At 50.9% G+C, this 15,210-nt stretch carries 9 protein-coding genes; 7 read left to right on the top strand and 2 right to left on the bottom strand.

Annotated features, from left to right (window positions below; genetic code table 11):
• Positions 1-261 precede the first annotated feature (261 nt).
• Genes GKO28_RS19430 through GKO28_RS06605 form a run of 4 tightly spaced genes read left to right on the top strand, consistent with a single transcriptional unit; the run spans position 262 to position 6,392 of the window.
• Positions 262-1,515: a hypothetical protein gene (locus tag GKO28_RS19430; RefSeq protein WP_247646403.1), complete on the top strand. Its 1,254-nt coding sequence runs from the start codon at positions 262-264 to the stop codon at positions 1,513-1,515.
• Entirely contained in the window at positions 1,506-3,098 is a 1,593-nt protein-coding gene (locus tag GKO28_RS19425; protein WP_282099247.1) for a glutamate synthase central domain-containing protein, read from the top strand. Before GKO28_RS19430 ends, GKO28_RS19425 begins: the two co-directional genes overlap by 10 nt.
• On the top strand, positions 3,004-4,929 hold the full coding sequence (locus GKO28_RS21255; protein WP_282099246.1) for a glutamate synthase-related protein: 1,926 nt from the start codon (positions 3,004-3,006) through the stop codon (positions 4,927-4,929). Before GKO28_RS19425 ends, GKO28_RS21255 begins: the two co-directional genes overlap by 95 nt.
• Positions 4,929-6,392 carry a glutamate synthase subunit beta gene (locus GKO28_RS06605; RefSeq protein WP_182075730.1) on the top strand — a complete coding sequence of 488 codons (1,464 nt, stop codon included), beginning with the start codon at positions 4,929-4,931 and terminating at the stop codon, positions 6,390-6,392. The genes GKO28_RS21255 and GKO28_RS06605 overlap by 1 nt, the downstream gene beginning before the upstream one ends.
• 177 nt (positions 6,393-6,569) lie before the next feature.
• Here GKO28_RS06605 and GKO28_RS06600 read toward each other — a convergent pair whose 3' ends face one another.
• Entirely contained in the window at positions 6,570-7,133 is a 564-nt protein-coding gene (locus GKO28_RS06600) for a hypothetical protein (protein WP_182075729.1), read from the bottom strand.
• Between the two features lie 61 nt (positions 7,134-7,194).
• On the bottom strand, positions 7,195-8,307 hold the full coding sequence (locus tag GKO28_RS06595) for a hypothetical protein (protein ID WP_182075728.1): 1,113 nt from the start codon (positions 8,305-8,307) through the stop codon (positions 7,195-7,197).
• 348 nt (positions 8,308-8,655) lie between these two features.
• On the opposite strand from GKO28_RS06595, the gene GKO28_RS06590 reads away from it, so the two are divergent.
• The 3 genes from GKO28_RS06590 (at position 8,656) to GKO28_RS06580 (ending at position 15,165) form a co-directional block, all read left to right on the top strand.
• On the top strand, positions 8,656-8,970 hold the full coding sequence (locus GKO28_RS06590) for a hypothetical protein (protein ID WP_173532474.1): 315 nt from the start codon (positions 8,656-8,658) through the stop codon (positions 8,968-8,970).
• A gap of 262 nt (positions 8,971-9,232) precedes the next feature.
• A complete protein-coding gene (gltB, locus tag GKO28_RS06585; RefSeq protein ID WP_182075727.1) occupies positions 9,233-13,672 on the top strand; it encodes a glutamate synthase large subunit in 4,440 nt (1,479 codons plus the stop codon).
• Positions 13,673-13,752: 80 nt separating this feature from the next.
• Positions 13,753-15,165 carry an FAD-dependent oxidoreductase gene (locus GKO28_RS06580; protein WP_182075726.1) on the top strand — a complete coding sequence of 471 codons (1,413 nt, stop codon included), beginning with the start codon at positions 13,753-13,755 and terminating at the stop codon, positions 15,163-15,165.
• Positions 15,166-15,210 lie beyond the last annotated feature (45 nt).

The raw sequence follows: 15,210 nt of genomic DNA, 5'->3' as shown, positions 1-15,210 counted from the left end.
TATTGAAATTGCAAGCAATCTATAGGTTTTTGTGGACATTTTTCGTAATTTCTATGTAGGCTGTTGTCTCGTCATAGAAGATAAATGTCGCTTCGGCTAGTGGTGTTTCGCCTGATTTTGCTTAAGTTTCTTGTTTTTATTTTTTCAGCAGCAAATTATTCTGGCACACTTATCCATTGGGCGATTTTTTCTTGATGAAGTCGGTTAAACGATGTGGTGAAGTCTGCTACTCAGACATTGATATTGCATAGGAATAGACGAATGGACATGGCATTTCCTAACGAGCAGGGGATGTACGACCCCGCCAATGAACATGACGCTTGTGGTGTGGGTTTTGTTGCTCACATCAAAGGCCAAAAAAGCCATCATATTATTGAGCAAGGTTTGCTCATTCTAAAAAATATTGACCACCGTGGCGCAGTTGGCGCAGATGCTTTAGCGGGGGATGGTGCAGGTATATTGATCCAGATCCCTGATGCTCTATTTCGCAAGGTGACACTCACCCAGGGTATCGTGTTACCGCCGATGGGCGATTACGGTGTCGCGATGTGCTTCTTGCCCCAAGAAGCCGCGGCCCGCGCCGCCTGTGAAGAAGAAATCGAGCGCGCAGTTCGCGCCGAAAAACAAGTTGTACTGGGTTGGCGTGATGTCCCCGTTAACCACGACATGCCGATGTCGCCGCTGATTAAAGCCACTGAGCCAGTGATTCGCCAGCTCTTTATTGGTCGTGGCAATGATGTGTTGGTCACTGATGCGCTAGAGCGCAAGTTGTACATCATTCGCAAACGCGCCAGCCATGCCATTCGCGCCTTAAAGCTTAAATACGGTGGCGAGTATTACATTCCATCGTGTTCCGCTCGTACTATCAATTACAAAGGTTTATTACTCGCCGACCAAGTGGGCGAGTATTACCTAGATTTGCAAGATCCTGCCTGTATCTCGGCGCTGGCCTTAGTGCATCAACGCTTCTCGACCAATACCTTCCCAACTTGGGATTTAGCCCATCCATTCCGCTATATCGCGCATAACGGCGAAATCAACACTTTGCGTGGCAATGTGAACTGGATTCGTGCGCGTGAAAAAGCCATTAGCTCGCCGGTGCTGGGCAAAGATATCGACAAAATCTGGCCACTGATTTATCCGGGACAATCGGATTCGGCGTCATTTGATAATGCGCTGGAATTATTGGTGATGGGCGGTTATTCGCTAGCGCAAGCGATGATGATGATGATTCCTGAAGCGTGGGAACGCAACGATGAGATGGATGAAAATCGCCGCGCCTTCTACGAATATCACGCCGCGATGATGGAGCCTTGGGATGGCCCGGCCGCTGTGGCGTTTACCGACGGTCGTCAAATCGGCGCGACGCTGGATCGTAATGGTTTACGTCCAGCGCGCTATTTAGTCACCAACGATGATTTGGTGGTGATGGCGTCTGAATCGGGTGTGTTGCCGATTAGTGAAGAGCACATTAATAAAAAAAATGGCGTTTGCAACCGGGCAAAATGTTCTTGATCGACTTAGAGCAAGGCCGGATTATCGACGATAAAGAGCTTAAAGACAGCCTCGCCAACGCCAAGCCGTATCGCGAATGGATTGAAAAAATCCGCATTAAGCTCGATGACATCGAAGGCGATGATGGCGAGGTGAGTTTCCCGCTGCCGGATGCCCACTCGCTGCTCGATCAACAGCAAGCCTTTGGTTACACGCAAGAAGACCTCAAGTTTATTTTAGAGCCGATGGCCAAAGCCGGTGAAGAGCCGACGGGCTCAATGGGCAATGATGCTGCGCTCACCGTGTTGTCGCGAAAAAACAAGCCGCTGTATCACTACTTCAAGCAATTATTTGCTCAGGTGACCAATCCACCGATCGACCCGATTCGTGAAGAAATGGTGATGTCGCTGGTGTCGTTTATTGGCCCGAAACCGAACCTACTCGGCACCACCGACATTAATCCACCGATTCGCCTCGAAGTGGCGCAACCGGTCTTGTCTAGCGCGCAGTTTGAAAAAATCCGCAATATCGGCCAATACACTGGCGGTAAGTTTTATTCGCATCAACTGGATATCTGCTACCCCGTTGCTTGGGGTAAAGAGGGCGTTGAAGCGCGCTTAGCGTCTTTGGTGGCCGAAGCGGAAGACGCCGTCAAATCGGGCGCCAATATTTTGATCGTTTCTGATCGGGCGATGGATGCCAAGCATGTGGCGATTCCTGCCTTGCTGGCCACGTCGGCGATTCATCAGCACTTGGTAAAACGCGGCCTACGTACCAGCACTGGTTTAGTGGTTGAAACCGGCTCAGCGCGGGAAACGCACCATATCGCCTTGCTTGGCGGCTACGGCGCAGAAGCGGTGTATCCGTATTTGACCTTGGCTACGCTGGCGGATTTGGCGTATGCCAATGGCGGCGACGCGGAACTGGCGGCGAAATACCAGAAAAACTTCATCAAAGCCGTGGGTAAAGGCTTGATGAAAGTGATGTCAAAAATGGGCATCTCAACGTATATGTCGTACACCGGCGCGCAGATTTTCGAAGCGATTGGTTTACAAAAATCAGTGGTGAAAAAATACTTCACCGGCACGGCCAGTAATGTTGAGGGTATTGGTCTGTTTGACATTGCTGAAGAAGCGGTGCGGCTACATACCTCGGCATTTGGTAGCGACCCAGTGTTGGCCAATCAGCTCGATGCCGGTGGCGAATATGCCTTCCGGATTCGCGGTGAAGACCATTTGTGGACGCCAGATTCGATTGCCAAATTGCAACATGCAACGCGCAGCAATTCGTATTCAACCTACAAAGAATACGCCGCGCTGATTAACGATCAAAGCAAACGTCATCTCACGCTACGCGGCCTGTTTGCAATTAAACCGGCGGGCGCACCCGTGCCGCTGGACGAAGTTGAATCGGCGGCCGAGATTGTGAAACGCTTTGCCACCGGCGCGATGTCGCTGGGCTCGATTTCGACCGAAGCGCATTCAACCTTGGCGATTGCGATGAACCGCATTGGCGGCAAATCCAATACCGGTGAAGGCGGTGAAGACGCGGCGCGTTTTGGGCGTACTGAATGCGGGTCAAACGCTGTCGGAAGTCATCGGTAAAAATCGCATTGAACGTGATTACACCTTTAAAGAAGGCGATAGCCTGCGCTCAGCGATTAAACAAGTCGCATCGGGCCGCTTTGGGGTAACGACCGAATACTTGGTTAACGCCGATCAAATCCAGATCAAAATGGCGCAAGGCGCCAAGCCCGGTGAAGGTGGTCAATTGCCGGGGCACAAGGTTTCCGAATACATCGGTAAATTGCGGCATTCGGTGCCGGGCGTGGGTTTGATTTCTCCGCCGCCACATCACGATATTTATTCGATTGAAGATTTGGCGCAGCTGATTCACGACTTGAAAAACGTCAATCCAGTGGCGTCGATTTCGGTGAAATTGGTGGCTGAAGTCGGCGTGGGTACCGTGGCGGCAGGGGTGACTAAAGCCAAGGCCGATCACTTGGTGATTGCTGGTCATGACGGCGGCACCGGTGCTTCGCCACAGTCGTCGATTAAACACGCGGGCGGTCCGTGGGAATTGGGACTGGCTGAAACCCAGCAAACGCTGGTGCTCAATAAGTTACGCGGTCGAGTTCGGGTGCAGGTTGACGGCCAAATGAAAACCGGTCGTGATGTGGTGATTGGTGCTTTGCTCGGTGCGGATGAATTCGGTTTTGCCACGGCGCCGCTGGTGGTGGAAGGCTGCATTATGATGCGCAAATGCCATCTGAACACTTGCCCAGTCGGCGTTGCGACGCAAGATCCAGTGCTGCGTCAGCGTTTCTCAGGTCAGCCTGAGCATGTGGTGAATTACTTCTTCTTCGTTGCCGAAGAAGCGCGGCAAATCATGGCCGAAATGGGCGTTCGCACCATTAATGAGTTGATTGGCCGTTCTGATTTACTGGATAAACAGGCTGGGGTAGACCATTGGAAGACCAAGGGTCTGGACTTTAGCAAGATTTTCTACCAAGCCAAAGCCGCACCAGAAGTGTCACGCTTGCATGCCGAAGTGCAAGATCATGGCCTGAATAAGGCGCTCGACCAGCAATTGTTGGCGCAAGCCGCTCCAGCGCTGGAACGCGGTGAAGTGACCCAAATCAGTCTTGCGGTGAAAAACATCAACCGTACTGTCGGTGCGATGCTCTCGGGTGAAGTGGCACGTCGTTACGGCCATGCTGGCCTGCCGGAAGACACACTGCAAGTGGCGCTACACGGCACGGCAGGGCAAAGTTTTGCCGCCTTCTTGGCGCGCGGCATCACCATCACCTTAACCGGTGAAGGCAATGACTACGTGGGTAAAGGCTTGTCGGGTGGGCGAATTGTGATTCGTCCGAATGCGGCATTTAGCGGCAAAACTTGGGAAAACATCATCGTTGGCAATACCGTGCTCTTTGGCGCGATTGCCGGTGAAGCTTTCTTTGCCGGTGTCGGTGGCGAGCGGTTTGCGGTGCGTAATTCCGGCGCCACGGCGGTGGTTGAAGGCTTGGGCGACCATGGTTGTGAATACATGACCGGTGGTACGGTGGTGGTTCTAGGGCAAACGGGGCGCAATTTTGCCGCCGGGATGTCGGGAGGCGTGGCGTATGTCTACGATCCAGATGGCGTGTTTGCTGGACGCTGCAATATGGCGCAAGTTGCGCTAGAGCGCGTGTTACCCGCTGCGGAACAAGCCGCGCCGTTCCACAATGACATCGCTGATGAAACCCAGCTCAAAGCGTTGATTGCTCGCCATGCAGAGTTAAGCGGCAGCGTTCGTGCCAGCCAGTTGCTGCAAGATTGGCCAGTAAGCCGTGCCGCTTTTGTGAAGGTGTTTCCGAATGAATATCGCCGGGCATTGAAAGAAATGGCCGCAGCGAATGTGAATGCCGCAGCCGCAGTGAAGGAGATTGCATAATGGGCAAGCCAACTGGATTTTTAGAAATTGAACGCGTTAAAGACAGTTACGAGCCGGTGGTCCAGCGCCTAACGCATTATCGTGAATTTGTTCCGGCATTAAGCGATGACAAAGCCAAATTGCAAGGCGCACGCTGCATGGACTGCGGCATTCCGTTTTGTAATAACGGTTGCCCAGTCAACAATGTGATCCCGGATTTTAATGATTTGGTCTACCACCAAGACTGGAAAACCGCCTTGGATGTGCTGCATTCAACCAATAACTTTCCGGAGTTCACTGGCCGTGTCTGCCCTGCGCCGTGCGAAGCCGCCTGTACGCTAGGCATTAATGATGATCCGGTCGGGATTAAATCCATCGAGCGCTCAATCATTGATAAAGGCTGGGAAAACGGCTGGGTGCTACCGCAAATTGCTAGCGTTAAAACCGGTAAAAAAGTCGCTGTTGTTGGTTCTGGCCCAGCGGGTTTGGCCGCCGCGCAGCAACTGGCGCGGGCGGGTCACGCCGTAACGGTGTTTGAAAAAAACGCCGCGGTGGGTGGTTTATTGCGATATGGCATTCCTGATTTTAAATTAGAGCAATCGGTGATTGATCGTCGTTTGGCACAATTAAAAGCCGAGGGTATTTTATTTAAGACCAATACCATTGTTGGTTCTAAAGATATACCTGCTGGTATCGTTTGCGATGCGCAAACCGTGATTACCCCTGCAGAGCTTGATGCTCAGTTTGACGCGGTGATTTTGGCCGGTGGCGCAGAAGTGCCGCGTGATTTGGCTGTGGCGGGGCGCGAGCTAACAGGCGTGCATTACGCTTTGGAATTGCTGATCGCGCAAAACAAACAAGTGGTCGGCGGGGCTGCCAATCCAATTCATGCGGCGGGTAAACACGTGGTGGTGATTGGTGGTGGCGATACCGGTTCTGACTGCGTGGGGACCAGTAACCGGCATGGCGCAGCGAGCGTGACGCAGCTGGAATTAATGCCACAACCGCCAGAGCAAGAAAACAAACCGCTGGTTTGGCCATATTGGCCGGTCAAAATGCGCACTTCGAGTAGTCATGAAGAAGGTGCGGAGCGTGATTTTGCAGTGCAAACGCAAGCGTTTGTTGGTGAAAATGGCGTACTTAAAGCGGTGCAGTTGGTGCGTCTAGCATGGCAAGACGGCAAACCGACGCCGATTGCTGGCAGCGAATTTGAGCTGCCAGCCGATTTGGTATTTTTGGCGATGGGCTTTACCCATCCTGTTGCTAGCATTCTTGATGCTTTTGGCGTCGAAAAAGATGCGCGTGGCAATGCCAAAGCCACCACAGAGGGCCAAGCTTGCTATCAAACCAATGTCGCCAAAGTGTTTGCCGCGGGCGATATGCGCCGTGGTCAATCGTTAATTGTGTGGGCCATCCGCGAAGGCCGCCAAGCCGCACGTGAGGTCGACCAATTCTTGATGGGAAAAACCGTACTGCCACGTTGATGGGTATGGGTCTGTAGGGTTTGTTGATTAAAGTCTACAGCTAGATACATTGATAAAAAAGCCAGCGTATGCTGGCTTTTTTGTTTTTCCATATATATGGTGTTGATTGACTGACTTTTAGCTTTACTAGCCCAAAACCAGTCATCGCTGGCTTTGGGCTGGCATTCACCATGGGTCCTATAATTCGGCGTCCATATCAAAATAAGTGGTTTGCAATATTAATGGCGCGCCAATGCTTTGATTCATATAAAACGGCTGCTTAATCTTTAAGCCATTACCGTTGGTGGTGAATGTATAGCGTACGGTGTAGTAATTTTTTTGCTTGGATGCGGCATTGCTAAAGCCAGCACTGATGGTTTTCCACATTTTTTCTGGCATGCGAAATTGTAGCTGGCTGGCACCCATAGTTGAGAAGTGCCATCGACCGCCAAGCGCATGATCTGGTAATGCGCCGACCCAATCTTTGCCACCGGAAACAGAGGCACCAACGGGCGATTCTCCACCTTTATCAGGTCCTGTGCCGTAAATGTCTGAGAGCTCAAGGCTGAGTAAAGGAGCACCAAGAATCGGGCTGCCGACCGATAAATCGCCGTCTTGTTGGCTGTGAAACAGTTCAATTTTAAGTTTTACTTGCTCACCTGACGTTAGTGCTGAGACATAGTTTGGCAATAATTTGGCACCAACTGATTGGTTTAGCCCTGAGGTGGCAAAGAACGGGTAGTATCCGTGCGAGTGCCACATTTCAACCCCTTGTTGCGCTGTCGCGGCAGGATATTTAGTGTAGTAGGCTTTCTCCGTTAGACTATTCCAGCCCCAGTTTTTTTTCCGGATTACTGCCCCACACGGTCCAAACTAAGGACCAGTTGTACACCCCAAAACCAATGTCCTTGCTGGATTCATCTAAGAACACATTACGGTGCCCGAGGGCGGCCATGCTATCCCATTCGCCCTCATTCCAAATAGCAGCTAAGCGATTATTACTGTTAAAGTGGTTCAAATTAGTCTGGTCACCACCGGTATTCCCGACTTGGATATTGGCACTGGAGCGACTATGGTAACCGGCATCAAAGGTGGCTTTTTTGATGCCGTATTGTTCATTGGCGATGGTCCAACTTGGATAATGGCCACTGCCCCCAGCGGGTACCACTTGACGGCCAAGCCATGCCCCAGCTTGCGTGGTCGTTTGTTTGTAGTTGGAGATATACGAGCGCTGAGCACCATAGAGCGCACGAAAGAAATTATAAAAATCTAAGCGATTTTCCAGAAACTCCCGCTTATAGACGCCAACATCATGCTCGGCTGTATTGAAGGGGGCTTTGCTGGCAAATACCGGAGGGTGTTTGAAAATGGGGCCACCATCAAACTCACGGTACGGATTATTAGCCATCCCAGAAGCATGCCGAATATCCCGGTACCAACGAACTAAATCATTTTTTTTGGTACTGGCTTGGTCATTGCCTTTGGCTGAAGCATTGTTATAGGAGCTTGTTGGTTCACGAATATAATCAATGACACGCGGAGCGTCCAAATCCAGATAGGGAACCATATTTTCTTGAATGAGGCGCTTGCGGAACGAGAAATCATTAAGTAATAGGTCTGCTGGCTGGTTGAGGCAAATGTCACCGCCACAAGGTATGGTGGGCAGCGTGGATGGTGGCAAGCTAGGTGCTGGAGTGGCACTCGGTGCAGGGCTTAAGCTAGGTGCTGGAGAGGCACTCGGTGCAGGGCTTAAGCTAAGTGCTGGAGAGGCACTCGGTGCCGGTTCTAAGCTGGGTGCTGGAGAGGAACTCGGCACGGGTGCTAAGCTGGGCATTGGATTGACGCCAATACCGGGTTGCTCAGGGTTTGGTGACTCACCGCCGCCACAAGCGGTTAGAAAGCCTAATAAAATCGGGGCGTATAGAGAACGGTTCAAGTTTTAGCTCGCTTTAGATCGTCGTGAAGAGGGTGAGGGTGTAAAATTTACGTATATTTAAGTGCGTATTTATTGTATGTAGTATATAAGAATTTGATTATATTTAAGATGTTTTGTGCTGTTTGTGGCTGATTTTCCACGATGTGGTGGAGAGTCGGAGCGTCGCTCAGAGGCCGCAGGGTATTTGCTTGTGCAAGAGGGATTATCTTTCGGTATCGTCAATTGGCCGTATAATCAATGCATTCTAATCTTGATGGGCTGCTTGATGCCGTCGAGATTTATCAGCCTGAGTCTTTGACGGCATGTAAAGCGTCAATATCGCAGGCTATCACGTAGGGATGAGACCAAATGGAAGAAGTTCAAAACGAGCCGAGCAATTGGCATGTGATTTTACGGCCGAATCATGAACGTAAAGTGTTAGCCAAAAGCAAAATGTATCGCTTACGCAATAATCAACCTGAGCGTTTAGACGTTTTGGAAGAGATCGTCGGTAATTCGCAGTTTAAATACAATCGTTTTGCTCGCGTGATTGATTCGCCTGAGCAATATTTAGTCGATCGTTTGCGCGCCGCATGCATCGAAAAAATCGGTCATGACCGCGATATTATCCATTATTTGATCGCCATTGCGATTGAACGTAGTGAGCTATCAAAACGCCGCTAAAATCGGCAGATTGAGTTCGTTTGCGCGAAGAATTCTGAATGAATGTTTTGCGCAAACTGACTGATTTATTAAGTATTTTCGTCAATCTTCACCTCCCAATCTGCCCCTTTCTTGGGGTTTCCCCCGATTGCCGTGCTTTTATGGCTTTGAGTTGCTTTGAGCCCCCTTTATCGCTAGAATCAAGCCCCTTTGCTTGACTAGGGTCAATCCCTAGCAGCATGTATTTGACTGATTCTTGAGCTTTAGTAAGGGTGCCGCTGTGATGGATAGACAAAGCTGGTTGAAGGGCACGTTATACCGCCCGCAGTTCGAGCAAGATAGCTGCGGCTTCGGTTTGATTGCACAAATGGATGATAAGCCGAGTCACTGGCTGGTCTCGACTGCGATCAATTCGCTGGCCTGTTTGACTCACCGCGGAGCGGTGGCTGCTGATGGTAAATCGGGCGATGGTTGTGGTTTGCTATTTCGCCTGCCAAAGGGCTTTTTACGCGCTGTTGCTGCGGATAATGGCTACGCCTTAGCTGAGCAGTTCACTGCTGGCTTGGTGTTCTCAAACCTCAATAAAACTGAATCGGCCAAGTCGATCAGCAATCTCGTGTCAGCGCTTGAAAGCCAAGGCTTGCAAGTAGCAGGTATTCGCGACGTACCGGTTAATCTTGATGCGCTTGGCGCAGCGGCAATGCGCTCTTTGCCGACCATTCAGCAAATCTTTGTTAATTCGCCAGTTACCCTGTCGGAGCTTGATTTTGCTCGACGTTTGTATCAAGCGCGTCGCTTGGCAGAAAAAGCCAATACGGCTGATGCCGCTTTCTACATCCCAACACTCAACCCTTATGTGATGTCATATAAGGGCTTGGTGACACCAGAAAATCTACCGGTGTTTTATCTTGATTTAAAAGACGAGCGTTTTGCTTCGAGTATGGCGGTGTATCACCAACGTTTCTCGACCAATACCTGGCCACAATGGAAATTGGCGCAGCCTTTCCGTTTCCTCGCGCACAATGGTGAAATCAATACGCTAACGGGTAACCGCGCATGGGCGCGTGCTCGCGAAGCGATCATGGACAGCAATCTGCTGGATATGGAAGCGATTCGTCCTATCGTGCAAACCAACGGTTCAGACTCAATGAGTATGGACAATATGTTGGAAAGCTTGGTGCTAGGCGGTGTGGATGTATTCCGTGCCTTCCGTTTGATGGTGCCACCGGCTTGGCAAAACGTGGATACCAATGATCGCGACTTGCGCGCTTTCTACGAATACAACTCGCTGCACATGGAACCATGGGATGGCCCCGCCGGTATCGTTTGGGCGGCTGGCGACTACGCTGGTTGCGCGCTTGACCGTAACGGTTTGCGTCCAGCGCGTTATGTGATTACCAAAGATCGTCACATCACCATCGCGTCGGAAATCGGCGTATGGGGCTACAAGCCAGAAGAAGTAGTGAAAAAAGGCCGTGTGAAACCAGGCCAAATCGTTGCCGTTGATTTCAAATCGGGCGAGTTTATCGAATCTGATGTAATCGATAACAAACTCAAAACGGCACAACCATACCGCGCTTGGCTCAAAGAACACGCCCAGCATTTGGAAATGGCTGCTGACAATAGTCCACTCGAAGAGATGGACAAAGCCGCCTTGCTGACGTACCAAAAACAATTCCAGTTGACGTTTGAAGAGCGCGATCAAATCTTGCGCATCTTGGCCAATGATGGTCAAGAAGCGATTGGTTCGATGGGGGACGACACGCCGATGGCGGTGTTGTCGACCAAAGTGCGCTCGCCGTACGAATATTTACGCCAACAATTCGCGCAAGTCACCAACCCACCGATCGACCCGATCCGTGAAGCGATTGTCATGTCGCTGAACACTTGCTTTGGCCCTGAGCGCAATCTGTTTGAAGATGGCCCAGACCACGCTAAACGTATGGAAGTGACTTCGCCAGTGTTGTCGACGGATAAATTCGCCGTCTTGACTAGCCAAACTGATCCAGACTTTAAAACCGCGCATTTTGCCTTGACGTTTGAAGGCGTGAGCTTGCAAGCGGCAATTGAAAAGCTGCAAGCCGATGTCATCGCTAGCGTAAACGCTGGCACGGTGATTATCGTGTTGTCGGATAAAAACATCGCCAAAGGCCGTATGCCGATTCCGGCATTATTCGCCGTCGGTGCGGTACATCATGGCTTGATCAACGCCGGTTTGCGTTGCAAAACCAATATCATCGTTGAAACCGCCACTACTCGCGATCCGCATCATTTCGCCTGCTTGATCGGTTACGGCGCGACTGCCGTGGTGCCTTACCTTGCTTACCAAACGATCAAAGAATTGGTCGATATGGGCCAAGTTGAGGGCACGCTAGAAAAAGCGGCAAATAATTTCCGTAAGGGTATCAATAAAGGCTTGATGAAAATCTTGTCGAAAATGGGTATCTCGACCGTGGCTTCGTATCGCGGTTCGCAATTGTTTGAAGGCGTGGGTATCGGTGAAGAAGTGATCGATCTGTGCCTAACTGGCACGGTATCGCGTATTTCTGGGGCTAACTTCGCTGATTTTGAAGCCGATCAAATCAAATTGAATCGTCTTGCATTCAACCCAATGCGCCCATTGGCGCAAGGTGGTTTGCTCAAATACGTGTTTGGTGAGGAATATCACGCTTACAACCCTGATGTGGTGATGCAGCTGCAAAAAGCGGTGCAAGGCGGTGATTATAAGGAATACAGCAAATACGCGGCACTGGTAAATACTCGCCCAGTGGCCATGTTGCGCGATTTGATGGCATTGCAAATTGACCCCGCCAAATCGATCTCGATCGACGAAGTTGAGCCAATTTCATCGATTGTGAAGCGTTTTGACTCCGCCGGTATGTCGCTGGGTGCCTTAAGCCCAGAAGCGCACGAAGCGTTGGCTGAAGGTATGCATCGCCTTGGCGCTCGCTCGAACTCGGGTGAGGGTGGTGAAGACGAAGCGCGCTACGGCACGTCAAAAATGTCAAAAATCAAGCAAGTCGCCTCAGGTCGTTTCGGCGTTACGCCGCACTACTTGGTGAATGCTGAAGTATTGCAAATTAAAGTGGCACAAGGCGCTAAGCCGGGTGAAGGCGGCCAATTGCCGGGCGATAAAGTCTCGCCGCTGATTGCTAAATTGCGTCACAGCAAGCCGGGCATTAGCTTGATTTCACCACCACCGCATCACGATATTTATTCGATTGAAGACTTGGCGCAGCTGATTTTTGACTTGAAACAGGTCAACCCAGAAGCCTTGGTTTCAGTGAAATTGGTGGCAGAACCTGGCGTCGGCACCATTGCTGCCGGTGTGGCCAAAGCCTACGCCGATTTGATTACGATTTCGGGGTATGACGGCGGAACCGCTGCTTCGCCGCTGGCTTCAGTTAAATACGCCGGCTCACCGTTTGAGCTTGGCCTGACCGAAGCGCAGCAAGTATTGCGTGCCAATGGTCTGCGTGGCCGGGTTCGCGTGCAAGCCGATGGTGGTTTGAAAACCGGTCTAGACGTGGTGAAAGCCGCGATCATGGGCGCGGAAAGTTTCGGCTTTGGTACTGGCCCGATGGTGGCTTTGGGTTGCAAATACTTGCGTATTTGCCACTTGAACAACTGCGCTACCGGTGTGGCAACACAAGAAATCAAATTGCGTAGCAAGTTCTTTATCGGCTTGCCTGAAATGGTGGTGAATTACTTCACTTTCATCGCCCAAGAAACGCGTGAATTGATGGCGGCGCTGGGTGTACGCACATTTGAAGAAATGATTGGCCGTACCGAAATGCTTGGTTTGATTGAAGGCGCGACTGAAAGACAACAAAAACTCGCCTTAGGTAGCTTGCTCAGCCAAGGTAGCACGCCAGATTCAGAATCACGCTTCTGCGTGGATGAGCGCAACCCAAGTTTTGACAAGGGTGAGTTGGCTGAAGAAATGGTTAAAGACGCGCTGGCAGGCATTAAAGCCAAAACGCCACAACGCTTTGAATACGCTGTCCGCAATATCCATCGTTCAATCGGTGCGCGTTTGTCAGGTGAAATCGCCAAAGCACACGGCGCAGATGGTTTGCCAGAAGGCACGTTGCACTTGAAATTGCACGGTTCAGCCGGTCAATCATTTGGCGTGTGGAATGCCAAAGGTTTGACATTGGAACTGGCTGGTGACGCCAACGATTACGTCGGTAAAGGCATGAACGGCGGCCAAGTGATTATCTATCCACCAGTGGGTAGCGAATTTGCTTCGAGCGACGCAGTCATTGCCGGTAACACATGTCTGTATGGCGCAACCGGCGGTGAATTGTTTGCTGCGGGTATGGCCGGTGAACGTTTCGCGGTGCGTAACTCAGGTGCGACAGCGGTGATTGAAGGTGTTGGCGATCACGGTTGTGAATACATGACTGGCGGCTGCGTAGTGGTACTCGGTGAAACCGGTTACAACTTTGGCGCGGGTATGACCGGTGGTTTTGCACTGGTTTACGATCCGAAGCAAAAATTTGCTTATCGCTACAACAACGAACTGATCGATACCAACTTGATCAACGGTGAAGCCTACGGCGCTATTCGTGCTTTCTTGAAAGACAAAATCACTGCCCACGTGGCATTGACTGGGTCGAGCAAGGGCGCTGAACTACTGGCGAACTTTGATGAAGCAGTCGATTACTTCTGGTTGGTGAAACCAAAAGTGGCCAAGCTCGACGCATTGCTAAAAGACTAATTTAGATAGGGAGTCGGGAATGGGGAGCAGGGAGTGGTTTTACTCCCCCATTCCTACTCACTACTCCCCGAGGTAATACCATGTCAGATGTATTTCAGTTTCTGAATGTTGCTCGCAACCCTGGCGATAAAGTCGCGGTTGAGAAACGTAAATTTGTATTCAAAGAAATCTACACGCCACTGGATAAAACCAGCTCGGGCGAACAAGCTGGTCGTTGCCTTGGCTGTGGCAATCCGTATTGCTCATGGGAGTGCCCAGTGCACAACCATATTCCGCAATGGTTGCAATTGGTCGACGAAGGTAAATTGTTTGAAGCGGCTGAATTGAGCCACAAAACCAATTCATTGCCAGAAATTTGCGGTCGTGTTTGCCCACAAGATCGTTTGTGCGAAGGCGCATGTACCTTGAATCAAGTTGAAGCCGGTGCGGTGTCGATTGGTTCGGTGGAAAAATACATTACTGACGAAGCCTTCAAAGCGGGCTGGCGTCCAGATATGTCGGGCGTGATTAAGACCGACAAAAAAGTCGCCATTATCGGTGCTGGCCCAGCTGGCCTTGGCTGTGCGGATATTTTGGTGCGTAACGGCGTTACCCCAGTGGTATTTGATCGCTACGAAGAAATCGGCGGCTTGTTAACGTTTGGTATTCCAGAATTCAAACTGGAAAAAGAAGTCATCGCGACGCGCCGTAAAATCATGGAAGACATGGGCGTTGAATTCCGCCTGAATACTGAAATCGGCAAAGATGTGAGCATCGAAACATTGCTCGCTGATTACGATGCGGTGTTTATGGGTATGGGTGCGTACAAATACATGAAGGGTGGCTTTGCCGGTGAAGAATTGCCAGGCGTGATGGAAGCTTTACCGTTCTTGATCAACAACGTGCGCAATAGCATGGGTACTTTGGGCGAAGAAGCGTTTGTTTCGATGCAAGGTAAACGTGTGGTGGTGCTCGGTGGTGGCGATACCGCCATGGATTGCAACCGCACTTCGATCCGCCAAGGCGCAGCCAGCGTGATTTGCGCTTACCGCCGTGACGAAGAAAACATGCCGGGCTCGAAACGTGAAGTGGCCAACGCCTTCGAGGAAGGCGTTGAATTCCAGTGGAATAGCCAACCGGTGAAAATCGAGCAAAATGCCGATGGCAGCTTGGCATTGACTTTGGTATCGACCCAATTGGGCGCGCCAGATGAAAAGGGGCGTCGTCGTCCTGAATTGATTGCCGGTTCTGAACGCGTTGTTAATTGCGATCTCGTGGTGGTGGCGTTTGGCTTCTCGGCTGAACCAGAAAGCTGGTTTGACGCCCAAGGCGTGAAAACCGACGATTGGGGCCGTACCATTGCCGCGGAAAAACAAACCTTCAAGCACCAAACCAGTAACCCGAAAATCTTCGCCGGTGGCGATCAAGTTCGTGGCGCTGATTTGGTGGTGCGAGCGGTCTATGAAGGTCGTAATGCAGCCGAAGGGATTTTGGAGTACATTGGCGCTTGGTAAGGCTATTGAAATAAATAAGGCCTCGCTTTGCGAGGCTTTTTTTAT

The sequence above is a fragment of the Deefgea sp. CFH1-16 genome (genome assembly GCF_016881365.1).
In the GTDB taxonomy this organism is placed as follows: domain Bacteria; phylum Pseudomonadota; class Gammaproteobacteria; order Burkholderiales; family Chitinibacteraceae; genus Deefgea.
The sequence above is the reverse complement of the archived record's forward strand: the minus strand, read 5'-3'. Positions and strand labels throughout refer to the sequence as shown.